General features: G+C 40.5%; 17 protein-coding genes and 1 tRNA gene. 6 read left to right on the top strand and 12 right to left on the bottom strand.

Annotation, left to right across the window (positions count from 1 at the left end; genetic code table 11):
- Window positions 1-73: 73 nt before the first annotated feature.
- Together CKV69_RS01135 and CKV69_RS01140 are read left to right on the top strand one after the other, a co-directional pair.
- Window positions 74-865 carry a TatD family hydrolase gene (locus CKV69_RS01135; RefSeq protein WP_005751698.1) on the top strand — a complete coding sequence of 264 codons (792 nt, stop codon included), beginning with the start codon at window positions 74-76 and terminating at the stop codon, window positions 863-865.
- A 38-nt stretch (window positions 866-903) separates the two neighbouring features.
- Entirely contained in the window at window positions 904-1,146 is a 243-nt protein-coding gene (locus CKV69_RS01140; protein WP_005722869.1) for a hypothetical protein, read from the top strand.
- Between the two features lie 24 nt (window positions 1,147-1,170).
- Here the strand turns inward: CKV69_RS01140 and nrdG are convergent, their stop codons facing one another.
- The 7 genes from nrdG to CKV69_RS01175 form a co-directional block, all read right to left on the bottom strand.
- Window positions 1,171-1,647, bottom strand: coding sequence for an anaerobic ribonucleoside-triphosphate reductase-activating protein (gene nrdG, locus CKV69_RS01145; protein WP_010906934.1), 477 nt, complete (start codon window positions 1,645-1,647; stop codon window positions 1,171-1,173).
- A gap of 71 nt (window positions 1,648-1,718) precedes the next feature.
- On the bottom strand, window positions 1,719-3,860 hold the full coding sequence (gene nrdD / locus CKV69_RS01150) for an anaerobic ribonucleoside-triphosphate reductase (protein ID WP_014325807.1): 2,142 nt from the start codon (window positions 3,858-3,860) through the stop codon (window positions 1,719-1,721).
- Between the two features lie 302 nt (window positions 3,861-4,162).
- Window positions 4,163-5,569, bottom strand: coding sequence for a cytochrome-c peroxidase (locus CKV69_RS01155; RefSeq protein ID WP_005722865.1), 1,407 nt, complete (start codon window positions 5,567-5,569; stop codon window positions 4,163-4,165).
- A 189-nt stretch (window positions 5,570-5,758) separates the two neighbouring features.
- Window positions 5,759-7,057, bottom strand: a complete 1,299-nt coding sequence (purA, locus tag CKV69_RS01160; RefSeq protein WP_014325808.1) for an adenylosuccinate synthase — start codon at window positions 7,055-7,057, stop codon at window positions 5,759-5,761.
- Between the two features lie 179 nt (window positions 7,058-7,236).
- Window positions 7,237-8,589 carry a lysine-sensitive aspartokinase 3 gene (gene lysC / locus CKV69_RS01165; RefSeq protein WP_005751694.1) on the bottom strand — a complete coding sequence of 451 codons (1,353 nt, stop codon included), beginning with the start codon at window positions 8,587-8,589 and terminating at the stop codon, window positions 7,237-7,239.
- A 134-nt stretch (window positions 8,590-8,723) separates the two neighbouring features.
- Window positions 8,724-9,986: a glutamate-5-semialdehyde dehydrogenase gene (gene proA / locus CKV69_RS01170; RefSeq protein WP_016504366.1), complete on the bottom strand. Its 1,263-nt coding sequence runs from the start codon at window positions 9,984-9,986 to the stop codon at window positions 8,724-8,726.
- Window positions 9,987-9,999: 13 nt separating this feature from the next.
- Entirely contained in the window at window positions 10,000-10,680 is a 681-nt protein-coding gene (locus tag CKV69_RS01175; RefSeq protein WP_005717062.1) for a trimeric intracellular cation channel family protein, read from the bottom strand.
- Between the two features lie 131 nt (window positions 10,681-10,811).
- On the opposite strand from CKV69_RS01175, the gene CKV69_RS01180 reads away from it, so the two are divergent.
- A complete protein-coding gene (locus CKV69_RS01180) occupies window positions 10,812-11,627 on the top strand; it encodes a hypothetical protein (RefSeq protein ID WP_016504367.1) in 816 nt (271 codons plus the stop codon).
- A gap of 84 nt (window positions 11,628-11,711) precedes the next feature.
- On the opposite strand, the gene dcuC is transcribed toward CKV69_RS01180, so the two are convergent.
- From dcuC to fbp, 4 genes are all read right to left on the bottom strand, one after another.
- Entirely contained in the window at window positions 11,712-13,100 is a 1,389-nt protein-coding gene (gene dcuC, locus CKV69_RS01185; protein ID WP_005754391.1) for a C4-dicarboxylate transporter DcuC, read from the bottom strand.
- Window positions 13,094-14,233, bottom strand: a complete 1,140-nt coding sequence (locus tag CKV69_RS01190) for a M20 family metallopeptidase (protein ID WP_014325811.1) — start codon at window positions 14,231-14,233, stop codon at window positions 13,094-13,096. The genes dcuC and CKV69_RS01190 overlap by 7 nt, the downstream gene beginning before the upstream one ends.
- Before the next feature lie 281 nt (window positions 14,234-14,514).
- Entirely contained in the window at window positions 14,515-15,006 is a 492-nt protein-coding gene (locus CKV69_RS01195) for a hypothetical protein (protein ID WP_005722854.1), read from the bottom strand.
- Between the two features lie 135 nt (window positions 15,007-15,141).
- Window positions 15,142-16,143: a class 1 fructose-bisphosphatase gene (fbp, locus tag CKV69_RS01200; protein ID WP_005717048.1), complete on the bottom strand. Its 1,002-nt coding sequence runs from the start codon at window positions 16,141-16,143 to the stop codon at window positions 15,142-15,144.
- A gap of 145 nt (window positions 16,144-16,288) precedes the next feature.
- Between fbp and mpl the strand changes: the two genes are divergently transcribed.
- Complete coding sequence (gene mpl / locus CKV69_RS01205; RefSeq protein ID WP_014325812.1) at window positions 16,289-17,662, top strand: UDP-N-acetylmuramate:L-alanyl-gamma-D-glutamyl-meso-diaminopimelate ligase; 1,374 nt, start codon at window positions 16,289-16,291, stop codon at window positions 17,660-17,662.
- Window positions 17,663-17,818: 156 nt separating this feature from the next.
- Here the strand turns inward: mpl and CKV69_RS01210 are convergent.
- Window positions 17,819-17,895 (bottom strand) — tRNA-Met (locus CKV69_RS01210).
- Window positions 17,896-18,130: 235 nt separating this feature from the next.
- Between CKV69_RS01210 and mltA the strand changes: the two genes are divergently transcribed.
- Window positions 18,131-19,228: a murein transglycosylase A gene (gene mltA, locus CKV69_RS01215; RefSeq protein WP_016504673.1), complete on the top strand. Its 1,098-nt coding sequence runs from the start codon at window positions 18,131-18,133 to the stop codon at window positions 19,226-19,228.
- Window positions 19,228-19,989: a tRNA cyclic N6-threonylcarbamoyladenosine(37) synthase TcdA gene (gene tcdA, locus CKV69_RS01220; protein ID WP_014325814.1), complete on the top strand. Its 762-nt coding sequence runs from the start codon at window positions 19,228-19,230 to the stop codon at window positions 19,987-19,989. Before mltA ends, tcdA begins: the two co-directional genes overlap by 1 nt.
- Window positions 19,990-20,114: the final 125 nt, after the last annotated feature.

Consider the following 20,114-nt stretch of genomic DNA (forward strand, 5'->3'; position numbering starts at 1 on the left):
GCGGGTCGTTATTTTGATTATTCAGGGAAAATAACTCTCTAGTTCTAATCCATAAGAATGAATAGAAAACGATATGCCATTTTTTGATACACATATCCATTTAGATTATTTACAGCAAGAAACAGGAGAAACGCTGGCACAATTAGTGGAACAAGCACAACAAGCCAATGTGCAAAAAATGCTAATGGTTGGCGTCTCTTCCGAGCATATTGTGACACTTACACAAATGGCTACTGCGTATCCTGAGTCTTTGTATTACGGCGTCGGGCTTCATCCTTTGTATATTCGGCAGCATACTTACGCTGATTTAGAGAAATTGCAACAGACGTTAGACAAACGACTTTCTAATTGTTGTGCTGTGGCAGAAATTGGTCTAGAAAGAGCGGTACCCGATTTGTTAAATGACGGGCTATGGGAAAAACAATGTGCGTTTCTTGAAGCACAGCTAGCATTGGCAAAGCAGTATGGCTTAGCGGTCAGTTTACATTCACGTAAAGCACATGATCAGCTTGTTCCTTTTTTACGGTATATTTCTTCACCAATGTGTGGTATTATCCACGGATTTTCTGGTAGCTATCAACAAGCTGTTCGTTTTGTTGATCTCGGTTATAAAATCGGAGTAGGCGGGACGATTACGTATTTGCGTGCGAATAAAACTCGTGATGTGATTCGCCGTTTGCCTTTAGATTGCCTTGTATTAGAAACAGATGCGCCTGATATGCCTGTATTTGGCTTTCAAGGACAGGTCAATCGACCGGAGAGAATCGTCAATATTTTTGCTCATTTATGTGAGTTAAGAGCGGAAAGACCAGAAGAAATTAAGCAAGTTATTTGGCAAAATAGCTGTAAGCTGTTTTCAATTTAAAGTTCCTATTTACTCTTTTTATGTTGAGAAGATAACTTATGCTCAAAGCAAGGATGTTACTCTTATTACGCATTTATTTATTACTTTCTGAGCGCGTTGCTTGGGTTTCTAAAGACTTGTCTGATGCACAAGTGGTTAAACCAGCATATCAGCGAAATGCAATGCAAAAGAAACCAAGAAAAGGGTGGGCGATCTTGTCGCGTTCGGCAAGATTTAATCTTATTTTAGGTACGATTCTGTTCATATTAGGTAACCTCCTGATCTTTTGGGTACTCATGTAACTCAGCTGCTAGCATCCATATCGCTTAGTATTGTGTGAAACGATAAATAATCTGATTAGCAGAACCGCGCCATACAAGGCTTGGATCCGCTTTATCCTGTTCAAACTTACCATCAATTAAGACATCAATATAAGGCAGTATTTGCCGTTGTAATGTATCGGCTTTGAGCTCTGCTAAGGTATAACCCGTCCAGACCCAAAGATCTTTATCAGGACATTCGTGTTTGACTCGTTTGACAAAGGGAAGAAGTACCGCCAGATTACGTGGATGGAGCGGATCACCACCTGTTAAGGTTAATCCTTGGCGTTTAATACGGGTATCTTTGAGATCTTGAAGGATTTGTGCTTCCATTTTTTCATCGAATGGAAGGCCAGCACAAAAAGACCAACTTTTTTTGTTGTAGCAACCTCGGCAAGCATGCGTACAGCCACTGACAAAAAGTGTACACCTTGTTCCTTCTCCATTCACGATGTCAGTAGGATAATATTGGACGTAATTCATAGCGGGCTTCACCGTGTTTATTTTCTGTGATACTGACGTCCGTGACATATGGTCAAGGACGTCGAACTGGCTTAGAGATGTTTTACTCTGCGCTTGACTTCTTCTTGTTTACCGGCATTAAATGGTCTGGCATCTGGACTGCCAAGATAGCCACAGACACGTCGGGTCACGGAGACTTTCTCACTGTCATGGTTACCACATTTCGGACAAGTAAACCCTTTACTTGTACATTCAAATTCACCACTGAAACCACATTCATAGCATTCATCAATCGGTGTATTGGTCCCATAGTAAGGCACTCTGTCATAGCTATAATCCCAAACGTCCTCCAATGCTTTAAGGTTATGCTGAACATTTGGGTATTCACCATAGCAAATAAACCCGCCGCTTGCGAACGGTGGATAAGGCAATTCAAAATCTATCTTGTCATAAGGATTGACTTTTTTCTCTACGTCTAAGTGGTAGCTATTGGTATAGTAGCCTTTATCTGTGACACCTTCGATAAGCCCAAATTGCTTAGTATCCAAGCGGCAGAAACGGTCACAAAGGTTTTCACTTGGTGTGGAATATAGGCTGAAAGCATAGCCTGTTTCTTGTTTCCAACGTTGCACGGTCTCGTGTAAATATTCGACGATTTCAATCCCTTTTTGGCGGAGTTGTTCATCATCATAAATATGTTTATCGCCGTAGAGAGCATTGATTGTTTCATGGATACCAATATAGCCTAACGAAATAGAGGCACGCCCATTTTTAAAGATTTGTGCCACATTGTCATCAGCCTTTAAGCGTACACCACAAGCGCCCTCCATATAAAGAATTGGGGCAACGCGAGCTTTGGTATGTTCTAAACGTGCAATGCGTGTCATTAAGGCTTTTTTGGCAATCGCAAGACGTTGATCTAAAATTTTATAAAACTTGACCGCTCTTTGAGCTGAATTCGTGGCGTTGGCTTCAATTGCAATACGCGGTAAATTCAAACTCACTACGCCTAAGTTATTACGTCCATCATGGATTTCCTGTCCTTGCTCCTGATAGGCGCCTAAGAAACTACGGCATCCCATTGGTGCTTTAAAAGAACCCGTGACTTTCACCACTTGGTCATAATTGAGAATATCAGGATACATCCGTTTGGAGGCACATTCTAAAGCCAGTTGTTTAATGTCGTAGTTAGGATCACTAGGGCTATGGTTAATGCCTTTTTTAATGGTAAACACCAGTTTTGGGAAGACAGGGGTTTTGTGATTTTTGCCTAAACCACGAATACGATTTTTCAGAATTGAGCGCTGGATAAGTTTCGATTGCCACGTCGTCCCTAAGCCAAAGCCAAAAGTGACAAAAGGGGTTTGCCCATTTGAAGTATGCAGCGTATTGACTTCATATTCTAAGGATTGAAAAGCGTCGAAACATTCTTTTTCAATGAGTGCTTTTGCATAGGCTTCTGGTTCAGGAACTTTCCACTCCGCTGCAGTTTTTAAATGTTTTTCATAACTTAATTGCACATAGGGAGCAAGGATTTCATCTATACGGTTAATCGTGGTACCACCGTAAATATGGCTCGCGACTTGTGCGATAATTTGTGCACTGACTGCGGTTGCTGTTGTGATCGATTTTGGTGGTTCAATTTCGGCATTACCCATTTTGAAACCATTACTTAGCATACCTTTGAGATCGACAAGCATACAGTTAAACATTGGGAAAAATGGGGCATAGTCTAAATCGTGATAATGAATTTCCCCTTTTTCATGTGCGTCCACGACATCGCGTGGCAGAATATAACGTTTAGCGTAATGTTTTGCCACAATACCCGCTAAGAGATCGCGTTGAGTTGGGATAACTTTCGCATCTTTATTGGCATTTTCATTGAGGAGTTCAACATTACTTTGCTGAATTAACCCTTCGATTTCTTTTGTGAGTTGACTGCGTTTTTCTCGCGCAAGATCCCGATCATGGCGGTATTCGATATAAGCTCGCGCTATTTCAGGGTATTTTCCCGCCATTAAGGTATTTTCTACGATTTTTTGAATGTGGCTGATATCAATTTCTTGTTGGTAACGGGTAAAGATGTCATTACATACCTGCTGTCCCATTGTATGACAATAGCGTTCATCTTCAATATTCACTGCTTGTGCCGCTTTTTTAATTGCATTAATAATACGTTGGATTTCAAACCCCGTTCGTGAACCATCGCGTTTAATTACAAAGAAAGTTGCCATTTTTTCACCCTATTTTATCTATATGACCCAAAGAACGAGGATACTATATATAGTTAAAATTTTATTTTCAACCACAAGATATAGTGTTTTTTGTGTTCGTTTAAGGATGAAAAGGCGACGATATTCTCCCTTACTGATTGGTTTTATTAAGAAAATTTCTATTTCATATTGAGTGTTATTCTCAATAATTTTTTGTAAAAATGTGATCTAGATCAATAAAAGTCGGAATAAAGTCCCTGTTGGGCAAGAAAAAAGACCTAGCACGTGCCAGGTCTTTGGTTTGATGAGTACAACGTAAGCCTTTACTGATTTTCTTTGGTTAATAACTTGCCTTGATATTCACCGGTGAGTGATTCTAAGAATGCACTGATATCTTCTACATCTTTGGTCGGTAACGTTTTACCACTTTGATAATGTAACATAATACGCACGGCTTCTTTGAGATCCGATGTGCGAGCATCGTGCATATATGGTGCAGTCAGAGCAATATTACGTAGAGTCGGTACCTTAAATTTATGCATATCAGCAGGATCTTGGGTATGTGCAAAGCGTCCTTGATCAGCTTCTGTTATCGGTGTGCCTCTGGCGGCAAAGTAATCATCAAATAAGCCCATGTATTCAAAGGATTGCCCACCCATTGCGACGCCAACATGGCAAGTATCGCATTTGTGCTGTTTGAAGAGCTCATAACCACGTATTTGTGCGGCTGTGAGTGCATTTTGTTCGCCTTTCAAATAACGGTCAAATGCGCTGTTTGGTGTGATCAATGTTTTTTCAAATTCCGCAATGGCGTGTGTAATTGTGGCTTCATTAATCGCAGGATAAACGGCTAAGAACTTGGCTTTAAATGCTTCATCTTGTTCGAATTTAGCGATAATTTCTTCCCAATTCTTAGAGCCCATTTCAACTGGGTTGAGAGGAGGACCGCCGGCTTGTTCAGCGAGATCTTTTGCTCGTCCATCCCAGAATTGTAAAATATTGAAAACGGAGTTATACACTGTTGGGGCATTAATTCCTCCCTTGAGACCATCAATACCGACAGAAACATCTAGACCATCTACACCACCATTTTTCAACTGATGGCAAGTATGACATTGGATTGTACCATCACCTGAAAGACGTCCATCGTGGTATAGCATGTCACCCAATGCGACTTTCAGTGGATCCGTTGCTACACTATCAGGAATCGGTTGGACTAAACGCGTTGGGTCTGTACCTTGTGTATTTGCCGGTAGAAAATGATTCTGGCGTTGCTCACGTATCCAATTTAATAGCGTTGTTTTTTCCTCTAAATCAGGACGTGATCCCCAGTGTAAATGCACAAATTTTGCGACAGGCATTTCATCATTAATCAGAACTTGTTCTAATTTAGCGAGGCTGACTTCAGACAATTTAGTAGGATCTTTTAACCCATCAAGAATCTCATTTAACAAAAAGACACGTGTGCCTTTTTTAATATCTTCTTGCATAATGCTTTCTGCCACTGGAAACTTAGCATAGAAAGGCAACTCTGCATTAGTACTATGACAATATTGACAGCCATTGTCATACAAGATTTTTGCCACTTGCTGTGCTTGCCCACTTAGTGGCGTTTGCGATAGCAGTTTAGCGGATTGTTCTTTATCAAAGATATGAACATAACCAACTGTGCCTAAAAAGCTGGCGACTGCAATGGCAACAACGGAAAAGAATAGATTTTTAACTCTCATAGATCATCACTCCTTATTGGTTAGGCATCAGCATATTAACACTACAAACAATAAGGATTTTTGATCTAGGATAATAAATTTAATTCGTTAAATCTATTTAATTAATAGTTTAAATCTATTGATTTGGAGGGGAGATGAAAATGGAAAGCTGATTTCGCTTTCCATTTTGATATGATAATAGGGTGTCAATTAGGCAGCAAAAGGATCACGTAAGATCATGGTTTCAACACGGTCTGGACCGGTTGAAAGAATGTCTACTGGCACACCTGTAACTTCTTCAATACGTTTGACATAATTACGGCAGGCTTCTGGTAATTGGTTGACATCCGTTACACCAAAGGTATTTTCTTTCCACCCCGGCATTGTTTCATAAATTGGCTCGACACCTTCCCAGTCTTTTGCTGCTAATGGTGCATAGTCAAGAATATCACTATTTGGCATTTTATAAGCGACACAGATTTTGACTTCATCAAAACCGTCTAAAACGTCTAGTTTGGTCATACAAAAACCGGAAATTGAATTAAGTTGAATGGCGCGACGAATTGCAACCGCATCAAACCAGCCACAACGACGTGGACGACCAGTGACGGCACCAAATTCATTTCCTTTCCGCGCAATTTCTGTACCAACTTCATCAAATAATTCTGTAGTGAATGGTCCACTACCAACACGTGTACAGTACGCTTTGATAATACCTAAGACATAATCTAAGTTGCGAGGACCAAAACCGGCACCGGTTGCTACGCCACCAGCAGTAGTATTTGAACTGGTCACAAACGGATAAGTACCATGGTCAATGTCTAACATCGTGCCTTGTGCACCTTCGAATAAGATATTGTCACCATTTTTGCGAGCTTTATCTAGCATTGTCGTGACATCAGCGACCATACCGGTGATGATATCAGCGACCGCCATAACGTCATCTAACGTTTTTTGGAAGTCAACGGCTTCGGCTTTATAGTAATTGACTAATTGGAAGTTATAGTAATCTAAGATCGTTTTGAGTTTTTCAGCAAAGGCTTCACGATTAAATAAGTCACCTACACGTAAACCACGGCGTGCGACTTTATCTTCATAAGCAGGACCAATACCACGTCCGGTTGTTCCAATTTTGTTTTTACCTAAAGCGGCTTCACGCGCATGATCCATCGCAACATGATAAGGTAGGATTAAAGGACAGGCTTCTGAGATTAATAAACGTTCACGTACATTAATACCACGGCTTTCAAGTTCGCCCATTTCTTGCATTAATGCCGCAGGAGAAAGCACGACGCCGTTACCGATCAAACAAGTTACATTTTCACGTAAAATACCAGATGGAATTAAACGAAGTACGGTTTTTTCACCGTTAATAATAAGGGTGTGACCTGCATTATGACCACCTTGATAGCGCACCACATATTTCACTCGGTCAGTTAATAAGTCAACAATTTTTCCTTTACCTTCGTCGCCCCATTGAGCACCTAAGATAACAACACTTTTTCCCATAGTATTTTCCGCCTTTAAGCTTTGTATATAAATAAAATGAACAACGGATTACTTTACTATTTTCTTACATTAATCTCAATGTAATTTACGTTTTTATTTGAGGATTTATATGAATTGTAGAAGGTAAAAAACGGTTAAGCACCTTTATCTTTTGACTTAACCGCTTTTTTATCAAGGCGTTACTCAAAGAGATTTTTATGTAATGCGGAAACGACAGCATCAGCATGTGCATTGGTGACTAGAAGACAAACATTATTCGTACTCGCACCATAACTGATTGAGCGGATATTATAAGGGGCTAATGTATCAAAAATACGTTTGGCAATACCTGAGGTAATATGCAAATCATTACCGATTAAAGCGACTAAAGCGAGATCACTGTCCACTTTGACACTACAAAGTTGGCTTAATTCGTCAATCAGTGCGCTTGAAAGTAAACTGAGACCAGAAGATGCGGAACCAGTTTTATCTAATGTGAGCGCAATACTGACTTCTGAGGTTGTGACCACGTCCACAGAAATTTTATGTTTGGCTAAGATCGTAAAAACGTTAGCGAGAAAGCCTTGCGCATGCAACATATTTAAGCTAGAGAGGGTGAGTAGAGTTTGATCCCGACGGAGAGCAATGGCTCGGAATATCGGTCGGTGTTGAGGATCTCGGGTTACCCAAGTGCCCCCTGCTTCAGGCGCTTTACTGGAGCCAACATAAACAGGAATATTACTGCGAACTGCAGGCAATAATGTAGCGGGATGTAAGACTTTGGCACCAAAGGTTGCCATTTCAGCCGCTTCAGAAAAACTCATGGTATCAATACGCTTCGCATTCGGCACGATACGAGGATCAGTGGTATAAATACCCGCGACATCAGTCCAAATCAAGACATCTTTCGCGTTGAGTACTTCGGCTAATAATGCCGCAGAATAATCACTCCCACCTCGACCTAATGTAGTGGTTTTGCCTTGTTCATCACGACCAATAAACCCTTGTGTAATGATCAATTCACCGCGATCAATTAAGGGTTTTAAAATATGTGTACTGTTTTCTTGCGTTTTGTGATCGTTTGGTGCTGCTTTGCCAAAATGGCTGTCGGTCGCGATAATATTACGCACATCAATCCAAGTGGATGGTGTGTTGAATTCGCGTAAGATTTCAACAAAGATCAGAGAAGACATCATTTCCCCGTGACTAATCAGCTCATCTGTGAGGGCAGGGGAGGTCGCTAGGCTTGCTGCTTCAGCAAGCGATTCTATATTCGCCAGTAACTTTTCCACTTTATTGCGTACTAAGCTATCATCTTTTAATTCCGAAAGGATATTTTCTTGAATTTGGCGAACTTCATTGATTAATTTAGTGCGTTCTTCGTTGTCACAGCCATTTGCTAACGCAACAAGTAAGTTAGTGACGCCTGCCGAAGCGGAAAGTACGACAACCCGTGTATTGGGATCATTCACGACAATTTTTGCCGAGGCAGACATGGCAGCATAATTAGCGACACTGGTGCCTCCAAATTTGGCAATCGAAAGATGAGACATAGATTGGCTCCTGTTTAAGTTATTTTAATTTTCAGTATGTTGTGTTTGAGGTAAAACAAATAACGATTTATAAAAAACTTGTCAAACATATTTTGTGAACATGGGGTTGACAAGTTGTCACAAAAGGCGCGTTTTTAGCTTCTGACGCAATAGTCGCCAACACAAACCCATTTATAGGTCGTCAATGCTTCTAGTCCCATTGGACCTCGTGCATGCAGTTTTTGTGTACTGACAGCGACTTCTGCACCGAGTCCGAATTGTCCCCCGTCTGTAAAACGTGTGCTAGCATTAACATAAACCGCAGCCGAATCCACCTGTGCAACAAATTGTTGAGCCAACTGCTGTGAGCCGGTCAGAATACCGTCGGAATGTTGGCTTCCATATTCACGAATATGTGCAATAGCTTGTTCAATATCGTCAACAATCACCACGTTTAAATCATAAGAAAGCCATTCTTGGCATAGCTGATGTGCTTGAATAGGTTCAACATCTGCTTGTATCGATTGTAAGATTGCAAGTGCGGTTGGATCCGCGTGAAATTTGACGCGCTTAGCGGAGAGGTGTTGTGCCAACTTGGGTAAGAATTGCGTAGCAATAGTTCGTTGGACAAGCAGTGTTTCCAACGTATTACAGGTACTTGGACGTTGTGTTTTGGCGTTTTCAATTAAAGGCAGGGCTTTATCAAGATCTGCACTTTGTTCTACAAATAGATGACATACCCCAATCCCTCCTACAATGACAGGAATAGTCGAGTGTTGTTTGCAAAGTTCGTGTAACCCTGCTCCACCACGAGGAATGATCATATCGACATAACGATCTAATTTCAGCAATTCCATCACTAAGTGACGATCAGGATCGGTAATTGCTTGCATAGCATATTTCGGTAGTCCGGCTTGGACTAAAGCATGTTGCACGACGTCGACTAAAATTTTATTAGAATATTGTGTTTCTTTGCCTCCGCGTAAGATAACCGCATTACCTGTTTTTAAGCACAAACTTGCCACATCGATCGTGACATTCGGGCGGGCCTCATAAATAGTACCAATGACACCAAGAGGAACACGAACTCGCTCAATTTTTAAACCGCTATCAAGTATGCCGCCATCAATGAGTTGACCAACAGGATCAGCTAAAGAGATGACATGGCGAACATCATTAGCGATGTCATTTAATCGTGATTGCGTGAGTAAAAGACGATCAATGATTGCATCGGATAATCCATTTTGTTTTGCCAATGTGATGTCTTTTTGGTTTTCGGCTAAAATCTTATCGCTTTGTGCTTCAAGTTGCTGTGCAATGTGTTCGAGTGCTTGATTTTTTTGTTGTTGTGAGAGCTGTGCGAGTACCAAGGCAGCTTGTTTAGCCTGTTTTCCCATTTCTTGTAAATTTGTGGTCATTGTTTTTTCCTGATTATTTTTTCCATGTTACTTTTTTGGGTAATTTGTCATCATTATTCTTCTTTGCCATTTCTTGCTCTTGATAGTCAAAAACAGGCAGCCCCCACTCGAAATAAATTGCTAAAAGACGAGCAATAAAGCCACTGATCAAGGTGATAATAATAACAAGATTGTGATCGATATTGAGTTGCTGTAAGCCAATATAAATGGCAGTCGCAATCAATGCAATACTGGCATACAGCTCTTTTTGGAAAACCAGTGGAATACGGTTACATAATAAATCACGGAGTACCCCTCCAAACGCACCAGTAATGATGGCGGCAATCACAGCGATAGTAAAGCCATAGCCCATGTCCAGTGCAACTTGTGCACCGATAATGGAAAACACGATCAAACCAAGGGCATCTAAGACCAAGAAGACGGTATGAAAATAGTGCATAAAGCGACGAATTAGAGGCACAATAAAGACGGTTAATACCGCTGCACCTGCCACAATCAGAAAGTAATGGGGATTTTTCACCCAGCCGATAGGGTAGTGACCGAGTAAGACATCTCTGACTGAGCCACCACCAATCGCCGTCATTGCAGCAATAATAATTACGCCAAAAATATCCATTTTTTCACGTCCAGCAGCCAGAGCACCTGTAATGGCTTCTGCGGTGATACCAATAATGTAGAGGACGCTTAACAGCATAAATTTTCTCTCAAAAAAGTGCGGTTTAAAGTGAGCTTATTTTAGAGGGGAATAGCGGAAAAGAATAGGAAATTTTGACCGTACTTTCAAATTCTTGCATAATGAGCGAATTCATTTTATTGAGGCAAACTATGATTATGTCAGAAGAAAAAACATCGCCGATTTTGACCGCACTTTTCTCGCTTTTTCCGATACTGTTATTGCTCAGTACCGATATTTTTACACTGTTTCTGTCTTCACAAGCCAAGGCAATTTCGCATCTCGCTTTTGCTGTCTTAATTGCACAATTGTGTTGCATTTTGGTCTTCACAAAAGGACAAATTTGTCCCGGACAACGGGGGCGTTTAAGCCAAGTGAATCTTTATTTTGTCATTTTTTGGGGTATTTGGCTTTTATTAAGTCTTTTTTCTAACTACCATTTTATTTTGACTGATATGTTGAGCTTATGTGGTATTGCCGTTGCTATCGCGATTTGGCAACAGCCTGAGGAAGCGAAGTTACGTCGTTCCATGCTTTTTATCGCGAGCTTAATAGGTGGCGTTGGCTGTCTTTGCTATTGCTTGATGTTTATTGAGATTCCGCCACGTTATTGGGGACAATATAGTCTGTTTGCGCAAGTATTAGTCGGGATTATTTTGGCGAACCTTGCTTTAGTGATTTCACGTAATCGTTTACAAGGGTTTATTGGATTATTGCCTTTCTTGATGCTGATTGCGTTGTTACTGAATGCGATCAGTGTGTTGAGCTTGCTACTGTATTTTTCAAGTGCCGTGTATTTTGTCAATCAGCTAGCATTCGTGTTGTATTTTGTATTGCATTTAGTGATCGCTATGTTTATCGCGGTGCATATCTTTAAAAAATGGGTATTTTCTTATACAACGCTGAGCATTTTATTATTTATGTCCGCTTCATTGCCACTTTGGGCTAGCTTTGCTTTTATTCAATAAGAGAGTTAGCCGTGTTTAGATAAAGTAGAGTGCGGTCACAAAAATAACGGGCGTACATTGTACGCCCCGAATGATAAGAGATAATTAGTGGTAGAGTAGGAAAGTACCCAAGAATACCGTAATCAAGGCAAAGGCCATTGGCAATGCGGTACGCTTAATCAAATCAAACGGTGACACATTCGCTACACCTGATACCGCGACAATGACTGCCGTAATTGGCGACATACTTCTTGCAATACCCGCTACCAGTTGCATTGGGAGAACCATCAAGACAGGTGAAATACCTAATCCGCCAGCGACTTTAGGGGCTAAAGCGGCAAAGGCGAAGAAAGGCGCATTCCCCGAACCCATAACAATAGCAGAAAGGGCAATAATTAAGACCATCACCAATGTCATTAAGAAAACACCAAAGCCAAAGGTTTGTGCACCTGAAATAATGGTATCAATCGCGCCGACAGCCGTTAACCCTTTAGCAAAGGTTTCACCCGCCACAATTAGGGTGACTACCGCAGCAAATTGTTTTCCCATACCATCAAAGAACACTTGCATTTCGGCAAACACCTGTTTGACATCTTTTTTGCGCACAAACTCAAATAGCATAGCAATAAATAAGCTGATGATCATTGCGGTGGCAACATTCATTTTAATGCTACTAACCAATAATTTACTAAAGGTTAAGATGAGAACTAAAGGTAGGAGGGGGAGCAGGACATAAACAGCAGGTACCGGCGAGGCTTGCTTGTCTTGTTTGTCAAGGTTAACTTCTAGACTTGCGTCATATTCAGAACCACCACCCGTGAGAGCTTGTCTTTTATCAAACCATTTTTGCACGAAGAAATGCGAGGTTGAAATCACTAACATCGTGATAATGGCTAATTTTAATTGATAACCGACAAAGTATTCCGCAATGTCAATATTGGCAGTTTTGGCAGCTAATACCGCATTACCAGATGCGGGGCCTAAATCCAAACAGGCCGTAGTCGCGATAAGCGCAGCTGCACCTTCTCGACTTACTCCTAAATTGACTAAAATCGGGAAGATAGTGAGCATTAAAAGAAGACCGAGTCCTGATGCACTTGGAATAAAAATATTGAGGATTTGTCCAACAATATAGGCTAAAGCCAAGACTAAATAAGGCGCTTTAATGGCGTTGAGTGGCTTGACTGCAATATTCACTAACGCTTCACTGGCACCGATTTTATCCATATAACGAGCAAATCCGCCGACAGCCATAATCATTAAACCTAAATCGGCAGCACGTGTACTAAATAGGTTTTTGATAAATTCAAAAATATCGAAACCGACCCAACCAGTTGACTTATTGGCAGGCAGAATTTCACCCAGTCCAAATAGCACCGCAAAGCACATCAAGATAATACCACCACACAGTAACACAAATTGTGCTTTGTACTTTTTGACAATGAGATAACCAACAAGAATGGTTACCGCTAATCCAAGCAGTAGTCCTAGCATGACGTGTCTCCTTTATGTTGAGTACAATATTTTATGACTTCAGATACGAGTTTGACTCTCGGTTCGATGGAGTCGATATTTAAGTATTCATCAGGACTGTGCCATTTTCCACCGCTTGGTCCCATACCATCAATGACAGTGACACCGAGTGCTGCAAAGAAATTCCCATCAGAACCACCGGCAGTAGATTCCCATTCAGCTTGTATGCCGAGTTTTTCTTTGATTTTATCGACGGCGGCGCAGAATTGAAGACCGGCTTCAGTACGTCGCCAAGGTGGACGAGTAATACCCCCTGTCACTTTGATTTTGACGCGTTCTTCGGTCACCGTGTCATTTAGGGCGTAAATAAGTTGATTGAGTCGTTGACTTTCCTCAAGACAAGTAAAGCGACAATCAATTTGTGTTTTGACATAGTCAGGTACAGTATTTGGCGTGGTCCCTCCTTCCACAGTACCAATGTTCATCGTGGTACCTTTGTCGGGCGCGGTACTTTTTAGTAAATCTTGCGCGATACGAATAAACGCATTGATGGCATTTGCTCCGTTTTGTGGATCGACTGCCGCATGAGCAGATTTGCCAAAAAATTCAATTACATACTTCCCAATCCCTTTTCTTTCGTTGACTAGGTTACCGTTAATTCTGGCGGCTTCTAGAATAATGGCATAGCGTGTTTTTTTCGCATACTCCTCTAACAATGGGCGAGAGAAGATAGAACTAATTTCTTCATCGGGATTGAAAAGCACACAGACTTTTGCATCTTGTAGTGCATTTTCTTCGGTTAACTGTTTACAAGCGTAAAATCCAGCTAAGAGACCGGCTTTCATATCAGCAATTCCCGGTCCAAAAGCTTTATCTTGCTCAATTCTAAATGGGCGTTCATTGACTGTTCCAGTTTTAAACACGGTATCCATATGTCCTGATAAAACCACATCAAATGTATCAGAAGGCGTATTTTTACAAATCAGCGCAGAGCCCACTTTTTCATCAAGAAAACGTTCTTCTACAAGCCAACCAATGGACTGGAATTTTTCTTTAAAAAATTGGACAACACGTGCTTTACCAACAGGATCATAGCTATAGCTATCAATATTGACGAGAGATTCTAGATCTTTCAGAAAGGCATTTAATATCATAGACTTTTCCTTCTTATTTATGACTTATGTAAAATCAAATTAAAAAGCAAACAGCACAATATTACTCAATAGGCATAGTGACATATTCGGTCAGAAAATAGCAATGTAATCTGTGAAAAAAGACTGATATTTGAGAGTGTGATCACAGAAATGTGTAGAGGAAGCTGAACAAAGTGATACGGTTTGTGTTAGGTCGGAGAGATGAGCATGAAAAAACAAAGAATTAAATGAGATGTTGTGTTTTTATTGAAATAATATTTTATATAAAACGCTGTTTTTTCTTATCTTGATACAATGATTTTACTGCCGTCATCAAAAATAATTTCTCTTGCAATAATAATCACTTTGATTGGGCTTTTAGGGTTTAGCACTAACGGTCGGTTGTTTTTAGGAATATTATTGACGGGCACCGTTTCAGCAATAGTTTGTTCACCATGTGGGACCAATGGTGAGTCAAATGTAATAGGTAAGTCATGCGTATAGAGTGAATTTGAGTCCAAAATATACACACTATTCCAAAGAATCGTTTTGATGGCTTTGTTACTTAAATTTTGAATATGGTAAGTCATTGCCGCAAGATCATTGTTATTCGCATCTTGTGTAATATAACGTTCTGCCGGCATAATTTTGACCGTATTATTAAATAACTTCAGCGATTGTGTTTCTTCTTGGTGTTTGATGATAGTTAAAGGTGAAACATTTTGATCACAGCTCCACAATAAGAGCGGTGGTAGAATCAGTCCCCCTAACATCAGTATTTTTTTTAAATACATAATTAACTTTCCTAAATAAAGCAAAAAAATAAAACAAAAGTAAATCGCCTCTATTCTGATGTGGCGATATAATAGGCAATCAAAAAAAGCCCGTCAAATGAATTGAGGGCTCTTTTAATTTCTTTACATTCGGCGTTAGCCAAATGTTTTCATAAAGTCTTGTGCTTTTTCCACCATCTCTTTCGAACCGAGGAAAAGTGGCACGCGTTGATGTAATTCCGTCGGTTGAATATCTAAAATACGCTGATAACCGTCACTCGCCATACCGCCTGCTTGTTCCGCTAAAAATGCCATTGGATTACCTTCATATAATAAACGAAGTTTGCCGTTCGGGTAGTTCGTTGCACTTGGGTAAATATAGATCCCACCTTTCAGCATGTTACGATGAAAATCGGATACGAGTGAGCCGATATAGCGAGAAGTATAAGGACGATGTGTCGCTTTATCTTCTTCTTGGCAATATTTAATGTATTTTTTTACTCCCTGCGGGAATTTCAAATATTGACCTTCATTGATTGAGTAAATTTTTCCATTCGCAGGAATTTGAATATTTTCATGGGATAAACAGAATACCCCTAATGACGGATCATAAGTAAACCCGTTAACTCCATTACCTGTGGTATACACTAACATGGTTGAAGAACCATAAACGATGTAACCGGCGGCAACTTGTCGATTACCAGGTTGCATAAAATCTTCTAAAGTCACAGGGGTGCCGATAGGTGAAACACGGCGGTAGATAGAGAAGATTGTACCGACTGCAACGTTAACATCAATGTTGGAAGAGCCATCGAGGGGATCGGTTAAAATCACATATTTGGCATTGCGTCCACGTTCTGTATCGAAAGCAACAAAATTTTCTTCTTCTTCAGAGGCAAAACCGGCGACTTCTTCACGGCTGATTAAGGCTTGTTTCATGGTGTTATGCGCGAACAGATCCAATTTCATTTGGGTTTCGCCCTGCACATTTTCAGCCCCTGATGTACCAATAATGTTATTGGTTAACCCTGCTTTATTGATATCTCGATGGATCACTTTTGCGACCAATCGAATGGAGGATAAAATCCCACTAAGTTCCCCTTTTGCATTTGGATATTCTGCTTGTTTTTCAACAATAAATTGCCCCAACGTTTTCATATGTTAATCCTTGTTATTAATAAATTTACTCATTTGATGAGTTGATTTATTATAGCAACCTTAGGTTTATCATAGAAAAGTCGAATGTTAACAATGTGATCTTCGACACATTTTTTATGACAATAGATGACATAGAGATAAAAAAATGACAGTAAAGCATATCCACATCTTAGGTATTTGTGGCACGTTTATGGGCGGTGTCGCCATGATTGCGAAACAACTTGGTTATAAAGTGACAGGCTCCGATACCCATGTTTATCCGCCAATGAGCACATTTTTGATGGAAAATGGAATTGAGATTATTCCACATTTTGATCCGACACAATTACAGCCAGCGCCGGATATGGTGATCATTGGTAACGCAATGAAACGCGGTAATCCTTGCGTAGAATATGTATTGGAACATCATTTACCCTATACCTCAGGTCCACAATGGTTACATGATCATTTGTTGCGTGATCGTTGGGTATTGGCTGTATCGGGTACCCATGGAAAAACTACAACAACTGGCATGTTAAGTTGGATTTTAGATAAGTGCGGTCTTAAACCTGGTTTTTTAATTGGGGGGATCTCGGGCAATTTTGGTATATCCGCTCGACTTGGGGAAAGTGATTATTTCGTGATTGAAGCCGATGAGTATGATACGGCATTTTTTGATAAACGTTCTAAATTTGTCCATTATAATCCTAAGACCTTGATTATTAATAATATCGGGTTTGATCATGCGGATATTTTTGATGATCTGAAAGCCATTCAGCGCCAATTTCATCATATGATTCGTACGATGCCAGCCAGTGGACGCATTCTTTCTGTGGCGAATGAGCCGAATGTGAAAGCAACCTTAGACATGGGTTGTTGGTCGCAACAACAGTTTTTAGGTCAGGATCAAGACTGGTATGCTGAACGGATCAGCCATGATTGCACGCAATTTGGTGTTTTCTACCAAGGCGAGAAAATGGCAGAGGTGCATTGGAATGTCGTTGGTCAACATAATATGCACAATGCATTAATGGCGATTGCTGCGGCACATCATGTCGGGATTTCGATTGCTGAGGCATGTCAGGCACTTGCCACGTTTATTAGCCCGAAACGCCGTTTAGAAGTGAAAGGGCAAGTTAATGGCATTACGGTTTATGATGATTTTGCTCATCATCCGACAGAAATTCTGGCAACATTGACCGCACTTCGCGACAAAGTTGGAGGGGGCGTGCGTATTTTGGCAGTACTTGAGCCACGTTCAAATACTATGAAAATGGGCGTGCATAAAGACGAGATTGCGCCTGCTTTAGGTAGAGCGGATAACGTATTCTTATTTCAGCCTGAAAATATTGGTTGGGATGTGGTGGATATTGTGAGTCAGTGTGTCCAGCCAGCAGTTTGGAATATGAATCTTGATAAGTTGGTGGAGATGATTGCTGATGAAGCGAAACCAACAGATCATATTTTGGTGATGTCAAATGGCAGTTTCGGGGGGATCCATCAAAAACTGTTAGACAAGTTAGCTTTAAAAACAGAATAAAGTACTTGCTTAAATGAAAGTATAAAAGGCAAACGTGAGTTTGCCTTTATTTGTTTGAGAGAGACCTTTCATGCTTGTGATTTGTGAGTCTGTTTTTTTGATAGAAACAAAGCAGAAGAAAGCCGTTAGTATTGAACTAACGGCTTTTCTTGAATCTGGTTGCGGGGGCCGGATTTGAACCGACGACCTTCGGGTTATGAGCCCGACGAGCTACCAAGCTGCTCCACCCCGCGTCTGTGGAGGTGCAATATACGCGCTTAAAAAATTATTGCAACAAAAAAATTAAATAAAGAGTTTCGTTTGTTATAAAAATAAACGATATGTATGTTTTTTATTCTTATTTATCGTTTGGTACTGTAATTTGCGTTCAGTCAGAGAGAAGAAAAAGCACTGCGCTAGGCTATATTTTTAGCCAGTTTTCTGATAGCGTATGCACCTTTAATGCCTCATTATTATTTGGGAAAGAATATGCTATTTCAGACAAAAAATTTAGTCAAACTTACCGCACTTTGTTCGGCAGCATTGTTGGTTGCTTGTAGCTCGCAGCCTAGAGGAAGTGCAGGAAACAATCAGGCTGATCCGCAAAAATTTGGTGCAAAATACGAGGGGCGTCAATATCAACACTCAGTGTTTACTCTGGTCGCGAAAGTAGAAAATCAAAGTGCGGTGATTAATCAAGGTGATTTTTTGACCCAATTATCGCATGTGCGTAGCTATTCGAATAAGCTCGCCAATCAATTCGATCACAGCTATGTCAAAGTGACCAATTGGATCTTAGCGGGTGGTAATATGCATGATTTAGCACAATTTGGTATTCAGCCGCAATTAATGAAAGGGTTTGATGGGTATCAAAATGTTTTAATGACGGGGTATTATTCTCCGGTTATTCATGCTCGCCGTAGTCAACAAGGGAAGTATAATCAACCTATTTACGCGTTACCTAAACAAAAACGTGTAACCCGAGCCCAAGTGTATGCAGGTGCTTTAGCACGAAAAGGGTTGGAGCTGGCTTACAGTGATTCTATGTTAGATAACTTTTTATTAGGCGTTCAAGGAAGTGGCTATGTGGATTTTGGGGACGGTAAGCTAAATTATTTTGCTTATGCTGGACAAAATGGCTTTCCTTATACCAGTGTCGGACGTTTATTAGTAGAAGATGGCGAAATTGCTAAAGAGAAAATGTCGATTCAAGCGATTCGTGATTGGGCAAAAGCGAATCCTTCTCGCTTACAAGCCTTATTAGAACGCAATGAATCTTATGTTTATTTTAAAAATGATCCTTACGGTAAAGTCAAAGGTGCAGCCGGTGTGCCTTTAGTACCGATGGCGTCACTTGCGGCAGATCGAAATGTTGTGCCTTTAGGGAGCTTGCTTTTGGTGGAAGTGCCTCAAATGGATAAACACGGTAATTGGACAGGTGAGCATCAAATGCATTTGATGGTCGCGCTTGATGTGGGTGGGGCAGTGAAAGGGCATCACTTTGATTTATATCGTGGGATTGGCGATGACGCGGGTCATATTGCAGGATTATCAAAACATTATGGACGTGTGTGGGTATTACAATAATGGAGAGAGTGGATAATTATGAACAACGTTTTGGTGGGATCGCACGTTTATACAGTACTGAAGGGCTTACTCGTTTAAAACAGTCTCATGTCTGCGTCATCGGTATTGGTGGCGTCGGTTCATGGTGTGTGGAGGCATTAGCGCGCTCAGGTGTGGGCAAATTGACGTTAATTGATATGGATGATATTTGCGTGACCAACATTAACCGCCAAATCCATGCACTTTCTGGCAACATTGGGCAATTAAAGACAGAAGTGATGAAAGCGCGGGTTGCGTTAATTAATCCTGAATGTGAAGTGGCGATTATTGATGATTTTATTTCCAGCGAAAACTTAGCGGATTATTTATCGAAAGGCTATGATTATGTCATTGATGCAATCGATCATGTCAGAACGAAAGCCGCACTCATTGCTTATTGTAAACGTCATAAAATTAACATGATTACTGTTGGTGGAGCAGGAGGTCAAACCGATCCGACTCAGATCCAAATTACCGATTTAAGTAGGACGATTCAAGATCCGCTCTTAGCAAAAGTACGTTCCTTATTACGTAAGGAATACCATTTTAGCCAAAATCCAAAACGAAAATTTGGTATTGATTGTGTGTTTTCCACACAACCCTTAATTTTTCCCAACGTGGATGGCAATTGTGAAGTATCAGCAAGTATGAACTGTGCCAATGGCTTTGGTGCTGCCACTATGGTGACTGCAACTTTTGGATTCTTTGCGGTTTCTCGTGTTATTAATAAACTGTTACGTTAAGCAGAAAAACCGAAATAGGTGAATGACGTTTCACCTTTTTTTATTTCAACTTATTTTTTAGTTAAAAAAAAGATGGCAATTATCATGAAAAAAGAGTAGGCTAATCCGAAATTTTTGTTGTCAAT

Origin of the sequence: Pasteurella multocida (assembly GCF_900187275.1) — a bacterium.
Classification (GTDB): Bacteria; Pseudomonadota; Gammaproteobacteria; order Enterobacterales; family Pasteurellaceae; genus Pasteurella; species Pasteurella multocida.

Bases quoted from the DNA above. Each gene is read 5' to 3' on its own strand.
- CKV69_RS01180 (WP_016504367.1), top strand. From the start codon at position 10,812: ATGATTATGTCAGAAGAAAAAACATCGCCGATTTTGACCGCACTTTTC.
- CKV69_RS01135 (WP_005751698.1), top strand. From the start codon at position 74: ATGCCATTTTTTGATACACATATCCATTTAGATTATTTACAGCAAGAA.
- CKV69_RS01155 (WP_005722865.1), bottom strand. From the start codon at position 5,569: ATGAGAGTTAAAAATCTATTCTTTTCCGTTGTTGCCATTGCAGTCGCC.
- CKV69_RS01175 (WP_005717062.1), bottom strand. From the start codon at position 10,680: ATGCTGTTAAGCGTCCTCTACATTATTGGTATCACCGCAGAAGCCATT.
- tcdA (WP_014325814.1), top strand. From the start codon at position 19,228: ATGGAGAGAGTGGATAATTATGAACAACGTTTTGGTGGGATCGCACGT.
- mltA (WP_016504673.1), top strand. From the start codon at position 18,131: ATGCTATTTCAGACAAAAAATTTAGTCAAACTTACCGCACTTTGTTCG.
- nrdG (WP_010906934.1), bottom strand. From the start codon at position 1,647: ATGAATTACGTCCAATATTATCCTACTGACATCGTGAATGGAGAAGGA.
- CKV69_RS01195 (WP_005722854.1), bottom strand. From the start codon at position 15,006: ATGTATTTAAAAAAAATACTGATGTTAGGGGGACTGATTCTACCACCG.
- dcuC (WP_005754391.1), bottom strand. From the start codon at position 13,100: ATGCTAGGACTACTGCTTGGATTAGCGGTAACCATTCTTGTTGGTTAT.
- CKV69_RS01140 (WP_005722869.1), top strand. From the start codon at position 904: ATGCTCAAAGCAAGGATGTTACTCTTATTACGCATTTATTTATTACTT.
- lysC (WP_005751694.1), bottom strand. From the start codon at position 8,589: ATGTCTCATCTTTCGATTGCCAAATTTGGAGGCACCAGTGTCGCTAAT.
- proA (WP_016504366.1), bottom strand. From the start codon at position 9,986: ATGACCACAAATTTACAAGAAATGGGAAAACAGGCTAAACAAGCTGCC.
- CKV69_RS01190 (WP_014325811.1), bottom strand. From the start codon at position 14,233: ATGATATTAAATGCCTTTCTGAAAGATCTAGAATCTCTCGTCAATATT.
- purA (WP_014325808.1), bottom strand. From the start codon at position 7,057: ATGGGAAAAAGTGTTGTTATCTTAGGTGCTCAATGGGGCGACGAAGGT.
- fbp (WP_005717048.1), bottom strand. From the start codon at position 16,143: ATGAAAACGTTGGGGCAATTTATTGTTGAAAAACAAGCAGAATATCCA.
- mpl (WP_014325812.1), top strand. From the start codon at position 16,289: ATGACAGTAAAGCATATCCACATCTTAGGTATTTGTGGCACGTTTATG.
- nrdD (WP_014325807.1), bottom strand. From the start codon at position 3,860: ATGGCAACTTTCTTTGTAATTAAACGCGATGGTTCACGAACGGGGTTT.